Raw genomic sequence first — 17344 nt, 5'->3', positions numbered from 1 at the left:
CCCGCTCGGGTTGCCGAGTGCCTACTTGCCCGGCACCACGTTGAGGTCGAAACGCGCGCTGACCTCCGGGTGCAGCCGGACCCGCACGGCGTACGACCCGACCGCCTTGATGTGGCTGGGCATCTCCAGCCGACGACGGTCCAGGACCGGACCTCCGGCGGCCTTCACCGCGGCCACGACCTCGGCCGGAGTGACCGAGCCGAAGAGCCGACCGCCGTCGCCCGCCCGGGCGGAGAGGTTGACCTTCAGGCCCTCGATCTGGCCCTTGAGCTCGTTCGCGTGGTCGAGGTTGCGCACCTCACGGGCCGAGCGGGCCCGCTTGATCACGCTGACCTGCTTCTCGGCGCCCTTGGTCCAGCCGATCGCGAAGCCCTGCGGCAGCAGGTAGTTACGGCCGTAGCCGTTCTTGACCTCGACGACGTCGCCCGGCTCACCGAGGCCGGACACCTCCTGGGTAAGGATGATCTTCATCGCGGTGCCCCCTCTCAGCGTGCCGTGGCCGTGTACGGCAGCAGCGCCATCTCGCGGGCGTTCTTGACCGCGCGGGCGATCTGCCGCTGCTGCTGGGAGGTAACCCCGGTCACCCGCCGAGCGCGGATCTTGCCGCGGTCGGAGATGAACTTGCGCAGCAGCGCGGTGTCCTTGTAGTCGATGTAGGTGATCCCGTCCTTGTCGAGCGGGTTCACCTTCTTCTTCGGCTTGCGAAGTGCCGCAGCCTTTGCCATTGCTCTTGCTCCTGGTTTGAGATCTCGACGCCTCGGCGGCGCCATCAGAACGGGGGCTCTTCGTCGAAGTTGCCGCCGGAGCCCGAGGAGGAGGGTGCGGCCGTGGCCCACGGGTCGTCGAAGTTCCCGCCGCCGCGGCTCTGACCACCACCACCGCCACCACCGCCACCGTTGGAGGCACCGAATCCGCCACCGCCCCCGCCGGAGCGCGACATCTTCTGCACCTTGGCGGTGGCGTACCGCAGCGACGGGCCGATCTCGTCGACCTCAAGCTCGATGACCGTACGCTTCTCACCCTCGCGGGTCTCGTACGACCGCTGACGCAGCCGGCCCGACACGATCACCCGGGCGCCCCGCTGGAGCGACTCGGCCACGTGTTCGGCCGCCTGCCGCCAGACGGTGCAGGCGAGGAAGAGCGGCTCGCCGTCCTTCCACTCCCCGGAGGCCTTGTCCATGAACCGGGGCGTCGACGCGACCCGGAACTTGGCGACGGCCGCGCCGGAGGGGGTGAAACGCAACTCGGGGTCGTCGGTCAGGTTGCCGATGACCGTGATGGTGGTGTCTCCTGCCATGACCATCTCCTCGCGCACGCATCTGTCTCGTCAGCAAGGCTGCCAGAGCCCTGTGACAGAGAGGACGCGGTTTGATCCGGGCGGACCCGGGCTACGCGCTCAGCGCGTCTCCGGACGGATGACCTTGGTACGCAGCACCGACTCGTTGAGTCGCAGCTGCCGGTCCAGCTCGGCCACCGCCTCCGGCGATGCCTGGAGGTCGATGACGGCGTAGATGCCCTCGGCCTTCTTTTCGATCTCGTACGCGAGGCGCCGGCGGCCCCACACGTCGAGCTTCTCCACCGAGCCACCCGCGGTCCGGATCACGTTCAGGTACGTGTCGAGCGACGGGGCGACGGTGCGTTCCTCGAGGCTGGGGTCGAGGATCACCATGATCTCGTAGTGACGCAAGACTTTCTCACCTCCTGTGGGCTATGCGGCCACGGTCCTTCCGTGGCAGGAGGTCGTGCGTCGTTGGCCAGGCCGACGATTCGCGCCGGCACGTGGACAACCTGACCAGGATAGCCGGCCCGGCGCCGGACGCCAGCCGCAGGTGCGGTCCTGGCGTGACGAGTCCCGATTCGTGACCGACGGGAGCGGGGACGGATCCGCTCTCGCGACCGTCCGGTCGCGCTGGGGCGCGGTCCTCCGGCACGACGGACCCCCTCCCGCGGGCGCGGAAGGGGGTCCGGGCGACCGATCCGCGGCGGCGGACGGCGCTGGGCCGCGGGGCGCCCCCATCCGCATTCCTTGGGTGGGACCTGGGGAGGAACGACCACACCGATGAGGTTGGACGGTCGGCGCCCCGCGGAGCTGGTGTTTACTTATCTATGGCCAAGATAGCATGATTTAGGGCTTGAGTGGCAATCGCCCGAATTTTTGGTTGGGCTTCCGCTTTCGACCGACGGGTCGACGGCGAACCGTACGGATGGTCCTCGATGCCATCTCACCTCGGTCAACGACACTTCGGCACGCCAGTGACGCTGTGCGGCGCGCAAATCCACCCCGGCTGCCGCATCCCGCTCGTCGGTCCCGGGACGTAGGCTCGCCTCCATGCGTATCGGAGCTCACGTCGACGCGACCGACCCGCTGGCCGCAGCCGCGGCCCGCGAGGCCGAGACGGTCCAGTTCTTCCTGGCTGATCCCCAGGGCTGGAAGGCGCCCCAGCCGCACCCCGACGCGGATCGGCTGCGGGCCGCTGACATCGACGTCTATGTGCACGCGCCCTACGTGATCAACGTGGCGACCCTGAACAACCGGATCCGGATCCCGAGCCGCAAGCTGCTGGTGACCCACGCGACGGCCGCGGCCACGGTGGGAGCCAAGGGGCTGATCGTGCACGGCGGTCACGTCAACGCGGGTGACGACCTGGCCACCGGCATCGACAACTGGCGCAAGACCTTCGCGTACGCGGCCGAGTCCGGTGGTTTCGCCACCCCGGTACTGATCGAGAACACGGCCGGCGGCGACAACGCCTGCGCCCGGCGGTTCGACAACCTGGCCCGGTTGTGGGACGCCGTGGGCGAGTACGACGTGGGTTTCTGCCTCGACACCTGTCACGCGCACGCCGGGGGTGAGGAACTGCTCGGCATCGTCGACCGGGTCAAGGCGATCACCGGTCGCATCGACCTCATCCACGCCAACGACTCGAAGGACGGGTTCGACTCCGGGCGCGACCGACACGACAACTTCGGCAACGGCAAGATCGACCCGGATCTGGTGGTGGCCGCGATCCGGGCCGCCGACGCCCCCGTGGTGGTGGAGACGCCGGGCGGCGTCGAGGGGCAACGCGCCGACATCGCCCTGCTGCGCGCGCGAGCCGGTCGGTAGGGCGACATGAGCACCGACCAGTCGAACGCCCAGAGCGGCACGCCGGGATCGCAGCCCACGACCGGCGGCACACCATCGCAACCCACGGCGGCCAGCAACACGCCGTCGCAACCCGCGACCGGCGGCACGCCATCGCAACCCGCGGCCACCGACCCCCACGGCACCACCGGGGGTACGCCCCCGACGCCGGACACCGAGGCGGTCACCCCTGTGACAACCGGCGCGACGGCCGCCGACCCCAAGGGCCCCACGACCGACCCGGAGAGCCCGGCCGCGGCCGGCCCGGAGAGCCCGGCGACCGACCCAGAGAGCCCGGCCGCGGCCGACGAGCCGACCGGCGAAGGGACCGCCACCGGTCCGGAGAGCGCCGAGCCCGCCGAGACGGCCACCGGGGACAAGGCCCCGGACACCACGAGCAAGGCCGAGTCGGCCGACGGGGACGGCTCGGACCGGTGGACGGCCTTCGCCCCGGCCGGCGAGTCGACACCGGGTCGGGCCCAGCGGGTCGGGCGGGCGGTGGTGCGCTTCCTCGGTCACGAGTGGACCCTGGCCGCACTCGCCAGCGCGGTGCTCGCGGTGCTGATGACCTGGCCGACCCTGCGCTACCCGATGCACACCATCCCGCAGGACGTCTGGGACCCGACCCTCCAGGCCTGGCAGATGGCGTGGTCGGGGCATGCCCTGCTGACCAACCCGGGGCAGCTCTGGCACTCGAACACGTTCTATCCGGAGCCGTGGAGCTTCGCCTTCTCCGACACCCTTCTCGGGTACGCCCCGGCGGGCATGCTCGGCACCGGACCGGTCGCCGCCGTCCTGCGCTACAACATCGTCTTCGTGTTCGCCCACGCGCTGGCGACGTTCGGGGCGTACGCGCTGGCCCGTCAACTGGGCGCCGGCCGGGTCGGTTCGGCGGTGGCCGGGGTCAGCTACACCTACGCCCCGTGGCTGCTGGCGCAGACCGGCCACCTGCACATCATCTCCAACGGTGGCATCCCGCTGGCCCTGGCGCTGTTGGCCCGGGGCCACGGCTGGTCGCTGCGGTACGGCTACCGGCCGGAACGCCGGCACGCCGGGTGGGCATTGACCGGGTGGCTGGTGGCGAGCTGGCAGATCACCATCGGCTTCGGCGTCGGCCTGCCGTTCGCGTACCTTCTGGGGGCGATCGCGCTGGTCACGGTCGTCGTCTGGTACGTGCGGCGCTTCACCGGCGCGGGCCGGCGGCCGTTCGGTTGGCGACTGCTGCTGGCCGACCTGGGCGGCGGCCTGGTCTTCGCGGCCACCGGCGCGCTCATGTCCGTCCCGTTCTTCAAGGTCGCCGAGCTGCACCCGTACGCGAAGCGGTCGCTGGCCGAGGTGGACTTCTTCTCACCACCGGCGGACGGGTTCTTCGTGGCCCCCGCCGAGTCGCGGATCTGGGGCACGGCCCACGAGCAGGCCCGGGCCGCGCTGCCGTGGCATCCGGAGATGACGCTGCTGCCGGGCTTCATGCTGTACGGGCTGGCCCTGGCCGGTCTGGTGTTCTCGATCTGGACGCTGCGCCAGCGGCTGCTGCTGGCCGCCGGCACGATTCTGGCGATGCTCCTGTCGATGGGCACGAAGTTCGAGGGCGGCAAGTACACCTACGTACCGCTGTTCGAGCACCTGCCCGGCTGGGACGGGCTGCGTACGCCCGGCCGGCTGGCGCTGTGGACCACCCTGCTACTGGGCATCCTCTCCGCCGGTGCGGTGAGCGCGCTGTCCGTACGGGTCTGGGAGCTGGCGTCCAAGCGGATCCCGCCGTGGCCGGGTCCGTGGCTGCGGCTGGTCACGCTGGTGCCGCTGGCGCTGGTCCTGGTCGAAGGGCTGAACGTCACGCCGCATCCGCTCGTCCCGACCCAGCCGGCCGCGTTCCGCACCCTGGACGGGCCGATGCTGGTGCTGCCCAGTGACCAGTCGAACGACCAGCACGTGATGCTGTGGTCGACCACCAAGTTCCAGGACGTGGTCAACGGGAGCAGTGGCTTCGTTCCGCAGACCGTGGCCGAGGTCCGGCAGGTGACCGCCACCTTCCCCGACCCGAACAGCGTCAACTACCTGCGTGGCATGGGGGTACACACCGTGGTGATGCTCCGCGACCGGGTCGGCGGCACGCCGTGGCAGGCCACCATCGACCTGCCGGTGGACTCCCTCGGCATCCAGCGCGAGGACGTGGGCGAAGTCGTCGTCTACCGCTTCTGAGCAGGCCACCCATCGGCCGAAGTCCCGCCGCCCGGCGAAGGAGTCGAGCTCGTCAATCTCGGTACCACCTCACTCGGTCCCTGACCGTAACCGCTCACGCACCCAGCCCGGGTCGGGATTGACATGCGGCGTGCCGTTCACCACGACGGTCGGCACGGTCTCGTTCCCCCCGGCCGCCGCTCGCACCGTCGCCGCGCCGGCCGGGTCGGTCCAGATGTTGATCCAGTACGCGCGCCGCGCGTCCCGACCAAGGCGGAACCGCAGGCGCAGGCAGTAGTTGCAGCCGGGCCGCCAGTAGACGACCGGACGGCCTTCGGCCACACTTCGGCGCTGTGCCTCGGCGGTCCCCACAGAGCGCGGAAAGAGCAGCGGCGACATCAGGCCCGCGAGCAGCACGAAGACCAGGAGCTCAACACCGCCGAACATGGGGGAACCGGTAGCGCTCAGCGTGGTCGCCACGACCACGCCGCACGCCAGCAGCAGCCAGCTCAGACTCCAGCTTCTTCGCACACCACCAAGCTACCCACCAGCCATGAACCCGAACAGCACTCGTCCGCCGGATCCGGCCCGGTGACCACACCACGGCCAAACCGGGCCGGCTCCGACGCGCGAAGGTTTCACCGCAGTCCGGAGTCGCAGCCCGTCAGGCCGGGGTCGGCGCCAAGGTGGCGGGCTGAGCCTCGTCGCGGTTGGACAACCAGGTCGCGTCCGGGGCGCCGTCCAGGACACCGCCGTCCGGATCGTCCTCGTAGGTTTCCCGGACCGCGTCCTGCTCGGGGTGCAGGACATCCCGGATCACGTACCCGCACAGCACGACCACGGTGATCAGGCGCAGCGCCGAGGCCAGCACGAAGACGCCCTCCGGGAACACCGGGGTGCCGGTCGAGGTGCCCAGCAGCTCGCCGTAGAAGGCCACGAAGTAGCAGACCTCGGCGGCCTGCCAGGCGAGGAACGCTCCCCAGCGTGGCCGGGCCAGCACCGCCAGCGGCAGCAGCCAGAGGTTGAACTGCTGCGACCAGACCTTGCTGAAGATCAGGAAGGCGGCCACCACCAGGAAGGCCACCTGGCCGAGCCGGGGCCGGCGCGGCGCGGCGAAAGTCAGCACCACGACGCCCACGCAGGCCGCGCCGAACAGCGCGTACGACACGGTGTTGAGGTTCGGGATGTGTCCGCTGAGCCACTGGAACGGCCCCTGGTTGCCGGGCTGGCCGGTGCGCCACTTCCCGTCCAGGTACCGGCCGATGTACCAGAAGGTGCCCCAGTCCACCGCCCGCTCCTGGCTCAGGTCGAAGAACCGCCGCCAGTTCTCGTGGTAGAGGACGTAGATCGGCAGGTTGACCGCCACCGCGGTCACCACCGCCGCGCCCGCGGTGATCAGGGCGGGCCGCAGCCGGGCCGCGCGCACCGCGAGCACCACGATGGGTCCGATCAGGAAGATCGGCCAGAGTTTCGCCGCCCCGGCCAACCCGAGCAGGATGCCGGCGGTCACCGGTCGTCGCTTGGCCCAGGCGTACAGGCCGAACGCGCAGAGCCCGATCGCCAGCAGGTCCCAGTTGACGGTCGCGGTGACCAGCAGCGCAGGGGAGAGCGCGAACATCGCCGCGTCCCAGGGTCGGCGGCGGCGCAGGGCGAGGATCACCCCCACGGTGCCCACCGCCAGGGCGCACAGGACCAGGGCGTTCAGGTTGTAGAACCACTGGCCCTGGTTGATCGACGGCCGGTCCACCCCGAGGGCGTGTACCGGCAGGCCGAGCGCACCCATGAAGTATCCGGTGACGACCGGGTACTCGACCGGGTGGTCCCGGTAGGGCACCTTGCCCTCGTTCAGGCCCTCGGCGTAGTACAGCGCCAGCACGTCCGTGTAGCAGAACGACTTGTACTGGACGTTGTTCTGCCACGCACCGTTCTGGCACGGCGACTTCTGCACCCAGTGCAGCGCCAGGACGAGACAGGCCAGCGCCAGCACGATGCGGGCGGCGGTCCAGAACCGGTCGACCTTGCGACCGGCGGGCGGTTTGGCGTGTTCGCCGAGCGGCCCACCGAGCGCCTGGGAGAGGCCACGGACGAAGCCGTCGGACCGGGACGGGTGGTCGACGTGGTCTGGCCGCTCGACGTCGGCCTCGGACAGCGGACTCATAGACAGGAATCCTGCCTCATCGGATGGTGGTTCGTCCGCATCCGGACGGCTCAAGTTCGCTGAGTGGACCGATCGCGGAGCCCGACGGCGGGTTCGCACCGCGAAGGTTCCGGGTGCCGACCCACCGAAACGTCGGGCCGGTCACCGAGGTGACCGGCCCGACGTCAGCGTCGCCCAGCTGCTCCGCTATCCAGCGGGCCGCTGTGTCTCGCCGGGCAGCACCCCGCCGCCGGCACCGCCGTTGGGACCGCCGGGACCGCCACCGGGACCGCCCGGACCGCCGTTCCCGCCGTTGGGATTGTTCGGGAACTGATTGCCCGGGTTGATGAACGGCAGGCAGGCCGGGTTGGTCGGGTCCGGGTGAGTCGGGTCCGGGCAGACCGGCGGCGGCGGTGGCTCCACCGGCTTGACGCCGTCGCCCTTGTCCTCACCCAGGTTGGCCGGGGCGTGGAACGACACTTCCTCGGTGCCCTTGAGCGCGGTGTCCATGTACCGCTCCCAGATGTCGCCGGGAAGGTCGGCGCCGTACATGTCGCTACCGCGCTCGTTGATCAGGGCCGTCTGCGTCTTGCCGCCGTTGCCGACCCAGACCGCCGTTGCGAGTTGCGGGGTGTAACCGATCATCCAGGCGTGCGCGTTGTGCCGGCTCGTCTCGTTGAGTTCCCAGGTGCCGGTCTTGGACGCGGCCGGCCGGCCGTTCGCCAGGGTGTGGTGCACGGATGCCGGGTACTTCTGCAGCACCTTCGTGACGTCGTCGGTGACCTCGGGCCGGATCACCTGCCGCGGCTTCAACTGCTCGCCGCCGACCTTCGACCACTCGCCGGTGTCCGGGTCCTGCCGGTCCACCGAGATCACGAAGTGCGCCTTGTTGTACTTGCCCCGGTTGGCGATGGTGGCGACCCCGTTGGCATGGTCGAGCACCGTGATCGGGTACTGGCCGAAACCGATGTGGTTGTCGAGCAGGCAGCCGTGGTCGCCCTCGCAGCCCGACTTGGTGGTGGCCGCCTGCTTCGGGTCGGTCTTGGTGACATCGATCATCTGCTGCCGATTCTTGCTGTCCACCGCCCACATGGTTCCGATACCGGCGGCCTTGGCCATCCCGAGCACCTTGTCCGCGCCGACCTTCTCGGAGATCTTGTAGAACGGCACGTTGTACGACTTCAGCGTCGCGTATTCCAGGGTGCAGTACTTGCCACCGTTCGGGCAGCTCGGCTTGTTGCCGGCGGTGCCATTACGGATCGCGAACTTCGAGCCCGCCGGCTTGTAGTCGGTGGCGTCCCAGTGCGAGTCCGTGGAGATGCCGTTGTCGATCGCCGCGGCCAGCGTGTAGATCTTGAACGACGAACCGGGTGGATGACCACCCGACAGCGAGCCGTCGGCTTCGTGGTTGATGCCGGCGAAGTCGGTCCCGGTCCCGTCGTCGCCGCCGTAGTAGGCCAGCACCCGCCCGTTGCGCGGGTCGATCGAGACCAGCGCCGCCATGATGTTCTTGCGCTCGTTGGCGACCTCGGAGCCCTTGTTCGCCCGGCGTGCGGTGTCCTCGGCGTCCTGCTGCAGCTTCGGGTCGATGGTGGTCTTGATCTTGAGGCCACCATTGTCGAGGGCATCCTTGCAGGTCATCTTGCCGGAGCCGTCGTCCTTGTCCACGCAGATGCCCATCTGCTTCAACTCGGCCACCACGTAGTTGACCACGTTGCCGCGCGGGGTGTTCAGCCCCACCAGCCCGTCCGCGTTCCTCGGCTTCTTGACCGCCGGGTACTTGGTGGGCCGCTCCTCGGGCTTCATCCAATTCTTCTCGATCATGCCGTCAAGCACGTAGTTCCAGCGGTCAAGGGCGTCCTGCGGGTTGTTCGCCGGGTCGAAGCCCTTGTGCGTGGGACTCACGGTCGGCTGTTTGATGACCGCGGCCAGCACGGCACCCTCGGCGATGTTGAGCTTGCTGACCGGCTTCTGGAAGTACGCCTGCGCGGCGGCCTCGATCCCGTACGCACCCCGACCGAAGTAGATCGTGTTCAGGTAGTGCTGCATGATTTCGTCTTTGCTGTACTTGTCGTTCAGCTTGGAGGCCATGATCGCCTCCTTGACCTTCCGGGTGTACGTGTCGTCCTGGAGCCCCTTGTAGGCGTTCCGGGCGTACTGCTGGGTGATCGTGGAGGCACCCTGCTTGTCGCCACCGGTGAAGTTGTTCCAGGCGGCCCGGGCGATGCCGACGTAGTCCACCCCGGAGTGCTCGTAGAACTTCCGGTCCTCGGCCGAGGCGACCTCGTGCTGAACGAACGGCGGGATCTGGCTGATCGGGACGATCACCCGGTTCTCCTCGCCCAGCCGGGCGAGGACCGTCTTGTTGTCCGAGGCCAGCACCGTGGTGGGCAGCGGGATCTTGACGTCCTGCGGCAGCACCACGGTGGTGGAGTAGTAGGTGCCGACCACCACGCCGAGCCCGGCCAGCATGATGAAGACGGCGAACGACGCGATGATCCAGTTGAGCCGCTTGCGCTTACGGGCCCGCAGCGCCGCTGCGCTGTTCCGGCCGCCCCGCCCGGGGCCGTCGGATCCGGGGCCACCTGGGCCGTCGGGACCGTTCGGTCCGCCCGGGCCCGCCCCGGCCGGCCCGTAGCCCGCCGGGGAGACCGGCCGGGCCGAGGCTCGGGCGACCGTCGCGCGACCCGCGCCGGCAGGGGCTCCGCTGACCGAGGCACGGCCCGCTGACCCACCGACCGAAGCCGAGCCAACCGAGGCTGAGCCAACCGAGGCTGAGCCAACCGAGGCCCGGCCCGCACTGGCCCGACCGGACCCGCTGCCGCCGTAGCCGCCGGCACCGCCACGGTCGGACCCGTAGCCCGAGCCGCCGTAGCCCGCGCCACCGCTGGGAGCCGGCGAGACGGAGCCGGGAGCCGGCGAGACGGGACCGGGTACCGACGCCCGGCCCACCCGGGCCCGACCGGCCGACGCCGAGCCGGCCGGGGAGCCGCCGACCGAAGCCGATCCGCTGGCACCGCCGACCGAGGCCCGGCCGCTGGGTGCGGAGCCCGCGCCACCGCCATGCCGCGCCGAACCACCGGCGTCATTTCCCGGGTCGCCGGTGGAGAGCCACCGCGCGTCGGCCGGAGGAGACTCACCGTCGGAGCCGTCGTGGCCCCAACCGCGCGCGGAACCGGGATCGCCGTACGAGTTCATTCTTCACACCCTGCCGGTCGCGGTGGCGAATGGAGAAACCGCCACCGGGTTGCCGTGAGTTGGACCACGCCGAACACCGCCGCCGATTTGGCGATGGCGTGGAGCAATACCAATTTTCCGGACATGTCCGCCAAGTTGCGGACCATGATCTCCTGGCCTGTGCAGCCCGACGGGCTCAACCGGGAAACCGTTGGTCACCGTTGTGCCTCACGTCGTCGCCGGGAAGCCGTACCGTTCCGCACCGGAGCGCCGCCACCCGCGGCGTCGGCCAGTGGTTCGTCCGCGGGATCCGCGCCCAGACCGTCCCGGCCGAGCAGGTACTGCTCGACGAGATGGTTCCAGTCACACGCGCGGCACACCTCCACCACGAAGACCTGGAACTCACGCAGCGTCATCGCCAGGGCCGACAGCTCGGCCAGCGTGCGGGCCTGCCCGGCCGACTGCTTGAGTTCGTCGCCATAGATGTAGTGGACGTGGGTCAGGTTCTCCCGCTGGCAGATCGGACAGAGCTTCTCGGTGGACTCACCGTGGAAGCGAGCAGCATTCTTCAGGTACGGCGAGGCGTCGCACACCTCGTACGTCCCGACCCGCCCGGACAGCACGGCACGCAGCAGCGCTCGCTTCTGAAGCGAGTAGTCCACCACCTGGCGCTGCGTACGCATGCGCGCCAGGGTACGCGGTCCGGCCGAGCGAGGCGACCATCGTCACAGTGCGTGGCCACTTCCATGCGGAGATGGGATTTGCCCTGGGCGGCGATCCCCGTTACGGTGCGATGTATCGGGCCGATACATCGCCCGGGTTACCACGGCAGCATCAGGGGTATTCCGGACGGTGGAGGAGGGAGAGCGATGCTGGAGCTCGCCATCCTCGGACTCCTCCAGGAGTCGCCGATGCACGGCTATGAGCTGCGCAAGGAGCTGACCGCCAAGCTCGGTGCCATCCGGGCGGCGATCAGCTACGGGTCGCTCTACCCCACACTGCGCCGGCTCCAGTCGGACGGTCTGATAACCGAGGCGACCGACACCCCGCCGGCGAGTCCGGACGAGGTGCCGGTGCTCACCACCCGACGCGGTCGGGTGGTCTACAAAATCACAGCCGAGGGCAAGGAACGCTTCGCCGAACTGCTCGGCCAGGCCGGTCCGGAGACGTACGACGACGCCGGTTTCGGTGTCCACTTCGCGTTCTTCGCCCGGACCGATCAGGCGACCCGCCTCCGCATCCTGGAGGGTCGCCGCCGCAAGATCGAGGAACGCCGCGAAGGACTGCGGGACGTGCTGGGCCGGGCGGCTTCCCGGCTCGACGCGTACACGCTGGAGTTGCAGCGGCATGGCCTGGATGCCTGCGAGCGCGAGGTGCGCTGGCTGGAGGAGCTCATCGCCAACGAGCGCTCCGGCCGGGCCCCGGACGCCCGCGAAAAACACCACGAAGACAGCCCGACTCCGCCCGGCGCAGGCGCGAAGGAGCAGGAGCGGCCGTGACTGACAAGAAGGAGGCAACCTCGATGGGCTCCGTCCGCGTCGCCATCGTCGGTGTCGGAAACTGCGCCTCGTCCCTCGTGCAGGGCGTGGAGTACTACCGCAACGCCGATCCGAACGACCGCGTCCCCGGTTTGATGCACGTCAAGTTCGGCGACTACCACGTCTCCGACGTGCAGTTCGTCGCGGCGTTCGACGTGGACGCCAAGAAGGTCGGCATGGACCTCGCCGAGGCCATCGTCGCCAGCGAGAACAACACCATCAAGCTGTGCGACGTACCGCCGACCGGCGTGACCGTGCAGCGCGGCCCGACCCACGACGGTCTCGGACAGTACTACCGCGAGATCATCGAGGAGTCCGGCGCCGAGCCGGTGGACGTGGCGCAGGCCCTGCGCGACGCCCAGGTCGACGTGGTGGTCTCCTACCTCCCGGTCGGCTCCGAGGAGGCGGACAAGTTCTACGCCCAGGCCGCCATCGACGCGGGCTGCGCGTTCGTCAACGCCCTGCCGGTCTTCATCGCCTCCGACCCGGTGTGGGCGCAGAAGTTCACCGACGCCGGCCTGCCGATCGTCGGCGACGACATCAAGAGCCAGGTCGGCGCCACCATCGTGCACCGGGCGCTGGCGAAGCTGTTCGAGGACCGCGGTGTCGAGCTGCTGCGCACGTACCAGCTCAACTTCGGCGGCAACATGGACTTCATGAACATGCTGGAGCGCACCCGGCTGGTCTCCAAGAAGATCTCGAAGACCCAGTCGGTCACCTCGCAGATCCCGCACGAGATCGCCAAGGGCGACGTGCACATCGGCCCGTCGGACCACGTGCCGTGGCTGGACGACCGCAAGTGGGCGTACATCCGCCTGGAGGGTCGCAACTTCGGTGACGCGCCGCTCAACGCCGAGCTGAAGCTCGAGGTGTGGGACTCGCCGAACTCGGCCGGTGTCATCATCGACGCCGTGCGCGCCGCGAAGATCGCGCTGGACCGCAAGATCGGCGGCCCGATCCTCTCCGCGTCGTCGTACTTCATGAAGTCGCCGCCGGAGCAGTACGCCGACCACGACGCCCACCAGGCCGTCGAGGACTTCATCGCCGGCAAGATCGAGCGCTGAACCACCGCCGCTGATTCACGGCTGAGCCACCGCCGAGGGCCGGGTCCGACTGGACCCGGCCCTCGGCACGTCCGGCACCCGCCCGTCGGCACACTGGACGGGATGATCTCACCAACCGAGGTGTCCCGGACCGTGGCCGCCTATCTCGACCGATATCCCGCCGAGCGGCCCCGGCTGGCACCGCTACTCGCCGCCCTGGATCGGCCCGCTGACATCACCGCGCGGAACACCTTCACCGGTCACCTCACCTGCTCGGCGCTACTGGTCGACCCGCGTCGACGGGTGCTCCTGATCCGGCACGCCACCCTGGACCGCTGGTTGCCGCCCGGTGGACACCTGGAACCGGCGGACGCCAATCTGACGGCCGCTGCCCTACGGGAGGTCGCTGAGGAGACCGGGATACCGGCCGAGCTACCCAGGCCCCTGGACGCGCTGCCGCTCGACTTCGACGTACACCGGATCCCGGACAATCCCGCTCGGAACGAGCCCGGACACTGGCACTTCGACGCCTGCTTCGCCTTCACGGTGCCTGCGACGGTCGCCCTCACCGCGCAGCCAGGTGAGGTGACCGGCTTCCGCTGGCGGCCGATCCGCCGGATCCGACCGGCCGCGTTGCGGGCCAAACTGCTCGCGGCGCCCGGCCTGCCCGCGCCGCGCTGCGGCTGGTGACACTTAGCCGAGCTGCGGCACTGTTGGCCGCCGGAGTTCTCCCGGCTGGCCTTTCGCCCGACCGGCGAAGCGTGCCGGGCAGGGGCACGCTCCTCAATCCACCCGCCACTCACGATCCGTCAAGTCCAGGCAAGCCGGAATGCCACCCCCGCCTCCAATTCCAGCAGCCGACGCTTGCGGTCCAGGCCACCGCCGAACCCGACCAGTTTTCCGCCGGCCCCGACGATCCGGTGGCAGGGCACGATCACCGGTAGCGGGTTGCGGTTACAGGCCACCCCGACGGCGCGGGCCGCGTCCGGCTCCCCGACCCGGGCCGCCACCGCGCCGTAGGTGCGGGTCTCGCCGTACGGGATGAGCGTCATCTCCCGCCAGACCGCGCGTTCGAAGTCGGAACCCTGGGACACCGCGACCGGCACGGTGAAGTCGGTCAACTCACCCGCGAAGTACGCCCGCAACTCGGCCAGCGCGGCGCGCAGCCCGGGATCGGTCGGGTCGGTGACGGCACCGTCCACCCGGCCGAAGTGCGCGGCGCGTACGCCCGCGTCGTCGGCGGCGATGGAGAACTCCCCTATCGGTGAGTCGAGCACGGCCCAGTCCATCCCCCCATTGTCCCCCGCCGGTCTGACGAACCGTCGAACCGTCGACCGGCCGCACGCGACCGGCAGGTCCGGGTTCCGTGCGACCGGGCAGGTTCGAGGTACGGCCGGCCCGCACATCGCCGGGCGGATCTAACCCGTGTCAGAGCCGCGAAAATTCTCGGCAGACAGGCAAGGGATCCCCGCCGGCCGGCGTCAGAACTACCGGGAGGTGGAGTTGTGCGGCAGGCAGTCGACCGAGAGTTCACCGCGTTCGTGGCCGAGCGGGGCGACGCGCTGTTCCGGGTGGCGTGCGCGCTGGCTGGGGACCGGCACAGCGTCGAGGACCTGTTACAGAACGCGCTGGCCAAGACGTACGCTGATCGGCCGGACAGAGCGGCGGATCATGGTCAACCTACGGAAACGCGAGACCCACTGAAACGACGACGGCGCCCGCCGAACCCGGGCTGGGTTCGGCGGGCGCCGGTTGGAACGGTCGGATCAGACTGCCACGAAGTAGAACGACTCCCAGGCGCCAAGCCCGTACGGCCAGTAGCAGTCACCCGAGGTGCAGGCGACGTTCCGGCTGGCGATCAGCGGCTTGCTGCCACCGTTCTCCGCCGTCACAGCCTTCCAGTTCGCGTTGGCCCTGATGAACCGGGTCCCGTCGGGGTTGTAGTCCCAGTTGTACAGCCACTCCCAGTCGCCGATCGAGGTGCCCCGGGCGATCAGCGGCTTGGCGCCGCCGCTCTCTGCAGTCACGTACTTGCCGTTGACCTGGGCGCGCAGCCCGTACCAGCCATCGCCCTGGTCGATGTAGTCGAACTTCTCCCAGACACCCACCGAGGTGGCCCGGGCGATCAGCGGCTTGCCGCCGGCGCTGTCCGCCGAGACGTACTTGCCGTTGGCCTTGGCCTTGATCGCGATGGTCGGGTCCTTGGCGAGGTAGTTGAACCTCTCCCATGCCCCGATGCTGGTGCTGCGGGCGATCAGCGCCTTGCTGCCGCCGTTCTCCGCGGTCACGTACTTGCCGTTGACGTTCGCCTTGAAGGCGATGCTGCCGTCGGCGTTGTTGACGACAGTGAACTTCTCCCAGGCGCCGACGGAGCTGGCCTTGGCGATCAGCGGCTTGCTGCCCGAGCCGTCGGCGCTCACCCACTTGCCGTTGGCCTTCGACTTCAGCGCGACGAACCCGCCGCTCTGTGCCACCACGTCGAACTTCTCCCAGGCACCGGCAGTCACGCTGCGGGCAATCAGTGGCTTGGCACCGGCGCTTTCTGCTGAAACGAACTTCCCGTTGGCGAACGCCTGCACGCCCACCGAGTACCGGTTGGCGACGGAGCCGAGATGCAGTAGCCGGTTCGCGGCACCATGAGCAGCATCCCGAACCGAGTTCGGATCAATGGCCGGATAAACATCATGCACGGCCCCGGGAACGGCGCTGGTCACGATGGCGTCCTGTACCTGTTGCGGCGTGTAGGCCGGGTGCGCTGCCAACACCAGGGCCGCAGCCCCGGCTACGTGGGGCGCAGCCATCGACGTGCCGTCCCACGTCGCGGTTGCCGTGTTGCTGCCGATGAAATCGGAGGTGATATTCACACCCGGTGCAAAGACGTCGACCCCGGAGCCGTGGTTGGAGAAAATCGCCTTGGAGTCCAGGTTGTCCGTCGCGCCTACAGTAATTGCCTCGGAGACGTCCGCCGGCGACGTGTACTGCACTTTGACGTCCTGGTTGCCAGCGGCAATTACATACGTCAGACCGGTGGCGGTGGAGCGTCTGACTGCCTCGTCGACCGCCGGAACGAGGCCGTCTGTGCATGCTGCGTTGGGATCGAAGCGGCCCTCCGCATCCAGCACAGGGTCACACTTCCAGCCGATGCTCAGGTTCACCACCGCCGGCTTGGCCGCTTGCGCCGTGACCCAGTCAATGGCCGCGACGACCCGCTCGCTCGTAGGACGGGTTTCGTCATCGCAACCGAATATCCGCACTGCGACCAGGTTCACGTTCTTGGCTACCCCGTACTTCGCACCACCGATGGTGCCCGCGACGTGCGTGCCATGCCCGATACACGGGTCGCTAGCGTCGGCATCATCGTCTACAAAGTCCCAACCGGAACTCGCGCGGCCCCCGAAGTCGGTGTGTGTCAGGTTGATACCGGTGTCGATGACATACGCCGTGACGTTGCTGGCGTTCGTTGATGGGTACGTGTACGACTTGTCGAGCACCGGCGTGGTCTGGTCGAGTCGGTCCAGCCCCCACGATGGCGGGTTACTCTGGGTGTCGTTGAGATCGGCCACCCGGACCGCCTCCACCGATGCCACGTCCGGGCTGGCCACGAGCTTCTTGGCCTGGGCTGCGGTCAGCTGCGCGGAGTAGCCGCTCAGGGCGTGCCCGTAGATTTTCCGGACCGTACCGCCGTGCGTCTTGACGAGCGCCTGGGCGGTTGATTTGATCTTGGCCGGGCTGGCCTTCTTGTCCTTCAGCGTGACGATGTATTGGTCCTTCACCACGCTCGGCTTGCGCGACGCCAGCGACTTGCCGGCCGCGCTCGGAGTGGCGTTCTGGTGTACCGACGGCGCTGGCGCGTTGAAGTGCGGACCGACCGGGTGCGGCAGGTCGGGTGCGGCCATCGCGAGCGACCCGGACCCGGCGGCGACGATGGTGGTTGTGGTGGCCACGGCGAGAGCCGCCGCGGCAGTGCGGCGCAATACGCCACGATTCATGCAGGAACTCCCCGTTTCGATGCTCGTCCAGAATGGACGGCAGACTGCGCAGCCCCGGCGCAGCAAGGCCGGCGGCTGAGGGATGGTTGTCTAATAATGGGGCAAGCACCCTGCTCCGGGCTCACCCGTTCGGTTGAACCCGGTCAACTGTTCACATC

15 protein-coding genes are annotated in these 17344 nt (G+C 69.2%); 5 read left to right on the top strand and 10 right to left on the bottom strand.

From position 1 onward, the window contains the following. Positions 1-21: 21 nt before the first annotated feature. From rplI to rpsF, 4 genes are all read right to left on the bottom strand, one after another. Positions 22-471, bottom strand: coding sequence for a 50S ribosomal protein L9 (rplI, locus tag ACXN5W_RS10605; protein ID WP_473158022.1), 450 nt, complete (start codon positions 469-471; stop codon positions 22-24). A gap of 14 nt (positions 472-485) precedes the next feature. Next, complete coding sequence (gene rpsR, locus ACXN5W_RS10600; RefSeq protein WP_007073789.1) at positions 486-725, bottom strand: 30S ribosomal protein S18; 240 nt, start codon at positions 723-725, stop codon at positions 486-488. A 44-nt stretch (positions 726-769) separates the two neighbouring features. Further along, positions 770-1315 carry a single-stranded DNA-binding protein gene (locus tag ACXN5W_RS10595; RefSeq protein WP_473158021.1) on the bottom strand — a complete coding sequence of 182 codons (546 nt, stop codon included), beginning with the start codon at positions 1313-1315 and terminating at the stop codon, positions 770-772. A gap of 81 nt (positions 1316-1396) precedes the next feature. Then, positions 1397-1687 (bottom strand): 30S ribosomal protein S6, encoded by a 291-nt coding sequence (rpsF, locus tag ACXN5W_RS10590; RefSeq protein ID WP_473158020.1) that lies wholly within the window; start codon positions 1685-1687, stop codon positions 1397-1399. A 642-nt stretch (positions 1688-2329) separates the two neighbouring features. On the opposite strand from rpsF, the gene ACXN5W_RS10585 reads away from it, so the two are divergent. Beyond that, positions 2330-3106, top strand: a complete 777-nt coding sequence (locus ACXN5W_RS10585) for a deoxyribonuclease IV (protein ID WP_473158019.1) — start codon at positions 2330-2332, stop codon at positions 3104-3106. 6 nt (positions 3107-3112) lie between these two features. Further along, positions 3113-5323, top strand: coding sequence for a hypothetical protein (locus tag ACXN5W_RS10580; RefSeq protein ID WP_473158018.1), 2211 nt, complete (start codon positions 3113-3115; stop codon positions 5321-5323). 69 nt (positions 5324-5392) lie between these two features. Here ACXN5W_RS10580 and ACXN5W_RS10575 read toward each other — a convergent pair whose 3' ends face one another. The 4 genes from ACXN5W_RS10575 to ACXN5W_RS10560 form a co-directional block, all read right to left on the bottom strand. Continuing rightward, positions 5393-5833, bottom strand: a complete 441-nt coding sequence (locus ACXN5W_RS10575; protein ID WP_473158017.1) for a glutaredoxin domain-containing protein — start codon at positions 5831-5833, stop codon at positions 5393-5395. 133 nt (positions 5834-5966) lie between these two features. Further along, positions 5967-7460 (bottom strand): glycosyltransferase family 87 protein, encoded by a 1494-nt coding sequence (locus ACXN5W_RS10570; RefSeq protein WP_473158016.1) that lies wholly within the window; start codon positions 7458-7460, stop codon positions 5967-5969. A gap of 186 nt (positions 7461-7646) precedes the next feature. Next, complete coding sequence (locus tag ACXN5W_RS10565; RefSeq protein WP_473158015.1) at positions 7647-10637, bottom strand: transglycosylase domain-containing protein; 2991 nt, start codon at positions 10635-10637, stop codon at positions 7647-7649. A gap of 194 nt (positions 10638-10831) precedes the next feature. After that, on the bottom strand, positions 10832-11299 hold the full coding sequence (locus ACXN5W_RS10560) for a DUF5318 domain-containing protein (RefSeq protein WP_473158014.1): 468 nt from the start codon (positions 11297-11299) through the stop codon (positions 10832-10834). Between the two features lie 186 nt (positions 11300-11485). On the opposite strand from ACXN5W_RS10560, the gene ACXN5W_RS10555 reads away from it, so the two are divergent. The 3 genes from ACXN5W_RS10555 (at position 11486) to ACXN5W_RS10545 (ending at position 13887) form a co-directional block, all read left to right on the top strand. After that, a complete protein-coding gene (locus tag ACXN5W_RS10555) occupies positions 11486-12115 on the top strand; it encodes a PadR family transcriptional regulator (RefSeq protein WP_473158013.1) in 630 nt (209 codons plus the stop codon). Between the two features lie 23 nt (positions 12116-12138). Then, complete coding sequence (locus tag ACXN5W_RS10550; protein WP_473158057.1) at positions 12139-13218, top strand: inositol-3-phosphate synthase; 1080 nt, start codon at positions 12139-12141, stop codon at positions 13216-13218. Positions 13219-13320: 102 nt separating this feature from the next. After that, positions 13321-13887, top strand: a complete 567-nt coding sequence (locus tag ACXN5W_RS10545; protein ID WP_473158012.1) for an NUDIX hydrolase — start codon at positions 13321-13323, stop codon at positions 13885-13887. A 119-nt stretch (positions 13888-14006) separates the two neighbouring features. Here ACXN5W_RS10545 and ACXN5W_RS10540 read toward each other — a convergent pair whose 3' ends face one another. Both ACXN5W_RS10540 and ACXN5W_RS10535 read right to left on the bottom strand, forming a co-directional pair. After that, positions 14007-14486, bottom strand: coding sequence for a methylated-DNA--[protein]-cysteine S-methyltransferase (locus ACXN5W_RS10540; RefSeq protein ID WP_473158011.1), 480 nt, complete (start codon positions 14484-14486; stop codon positions 14007-14009). 477 nt (positions 14487-14963) lie between these two features. Next, positions 14964-17186, bottom strand: coding sequence for a S8 family serine peptidase (locus ACXN5W_RS10535; RefSeq protein WP_473158010.1), 2223 nt, complete (start codon positions 17184-17186; stop codon positions 14964-14966). Positions 17187-17344 lie beyond the last annotated feature (158 nt).

The sequence above is a fragment of the Plantactinospora sp. A48 genome, assembly GCF_055793945.1.
The sequence above is the reverse complement of the archived record's forward strand: the minus strand, read 5'-3'. Positions and strand labels throughout refer to the sequence as shown.

Excerpts from the sequence above, each read along its gene's own strand:
- ACXN5W_RS10565 (WP_473158015.1), bottom strand. The coding sequence starts at position 10,637 with ATGAACTCGTACGGCGATCCCGGTTCCGCGCGCGGTTGGGGCCACGAC.
- rplI (WP_473158022.1), bottom strand. The coding sequence starts at position 471 with ATGAAGATCATCCTTACCCAGGAGGTGTCCGGCCTCGGTGAGCCGGGC.
- ACXN5W_RS10560 (WP_473158014.1), bottom strand. The coding sequence starts at position 11,299 with ATGCGTACGCAGCGCCAGGTGGTGGACTACTCGCTTCAGAAGCGAGCG.
- ACXN5W_RS10570 (WP_473158016.1), bottom strand. The coding sequence starts at position 7,460 with ATGAGTCCGCTGTCCGAGGCCGACGTCGAGCGGCCAGACCACGTCGAC.
- ACXN5W_RS10540 (WP_473158011.1), bottom strand. The coding sequence starts at position 14,486 with ATGGACTGGGCCGTGCTCGACTCACCGATAGGGGAGTTCTCCATCGCC.
- ACXN5W_RS10585 (WP_473158019.1), top strand. The coding sequence starts at position 2,330 with ATGCGTATCGGAGCTCACGTCGACGCGACCGACCCGCTGGCCGCAGCC.
- ACXN5W_RS10545 (WP_473158012.1), top strand. The coding sequence starts at position 13,321 with ATGATCTCACCAACCGAGGTGTCCCGGACCGTGGCCGCCTATCTCGAC.
- ACXN5W_RS10555 (WP_473158013.1), top strand. The coding sequence starts at position 11,486 with ATGCTGGAGCTCGCCATCCTCGGACTCCTCCAGGAGTCGCCGATGCAC.
- ACXN5W_RS10580 (WP_473158018.1), top strand. The coding sequence starts at position 3,113 with ATGAGCACCGACCAGTCGAACGCCCAGAGCGGCACGCCGGGATCGCAG.
- rpsR (WP_007073789.1), bottom strand. The coding sequence starts at position 725 with ATGGCAAAGGCTGCGGCACTTCGCAAGCCGAAGAAGAAGGTGAACCCG.
- ACXN5W_RS10535 (WP_473158010.1), bottom strand. The coding sequence starts at position 17,186 with ATGAATCGTGGCGTATTGCGCCGCACTGCCGCGGCGGCTCTCGCCGTG.
- ACXN5W_RS10550 (WP_473158057.1), top strand. The coding sequence starts at position 12,139 with ATGGGCTCCGTCCGCGTCGCCATCGTCGGTGTCGGAAACTGCGCCTCG.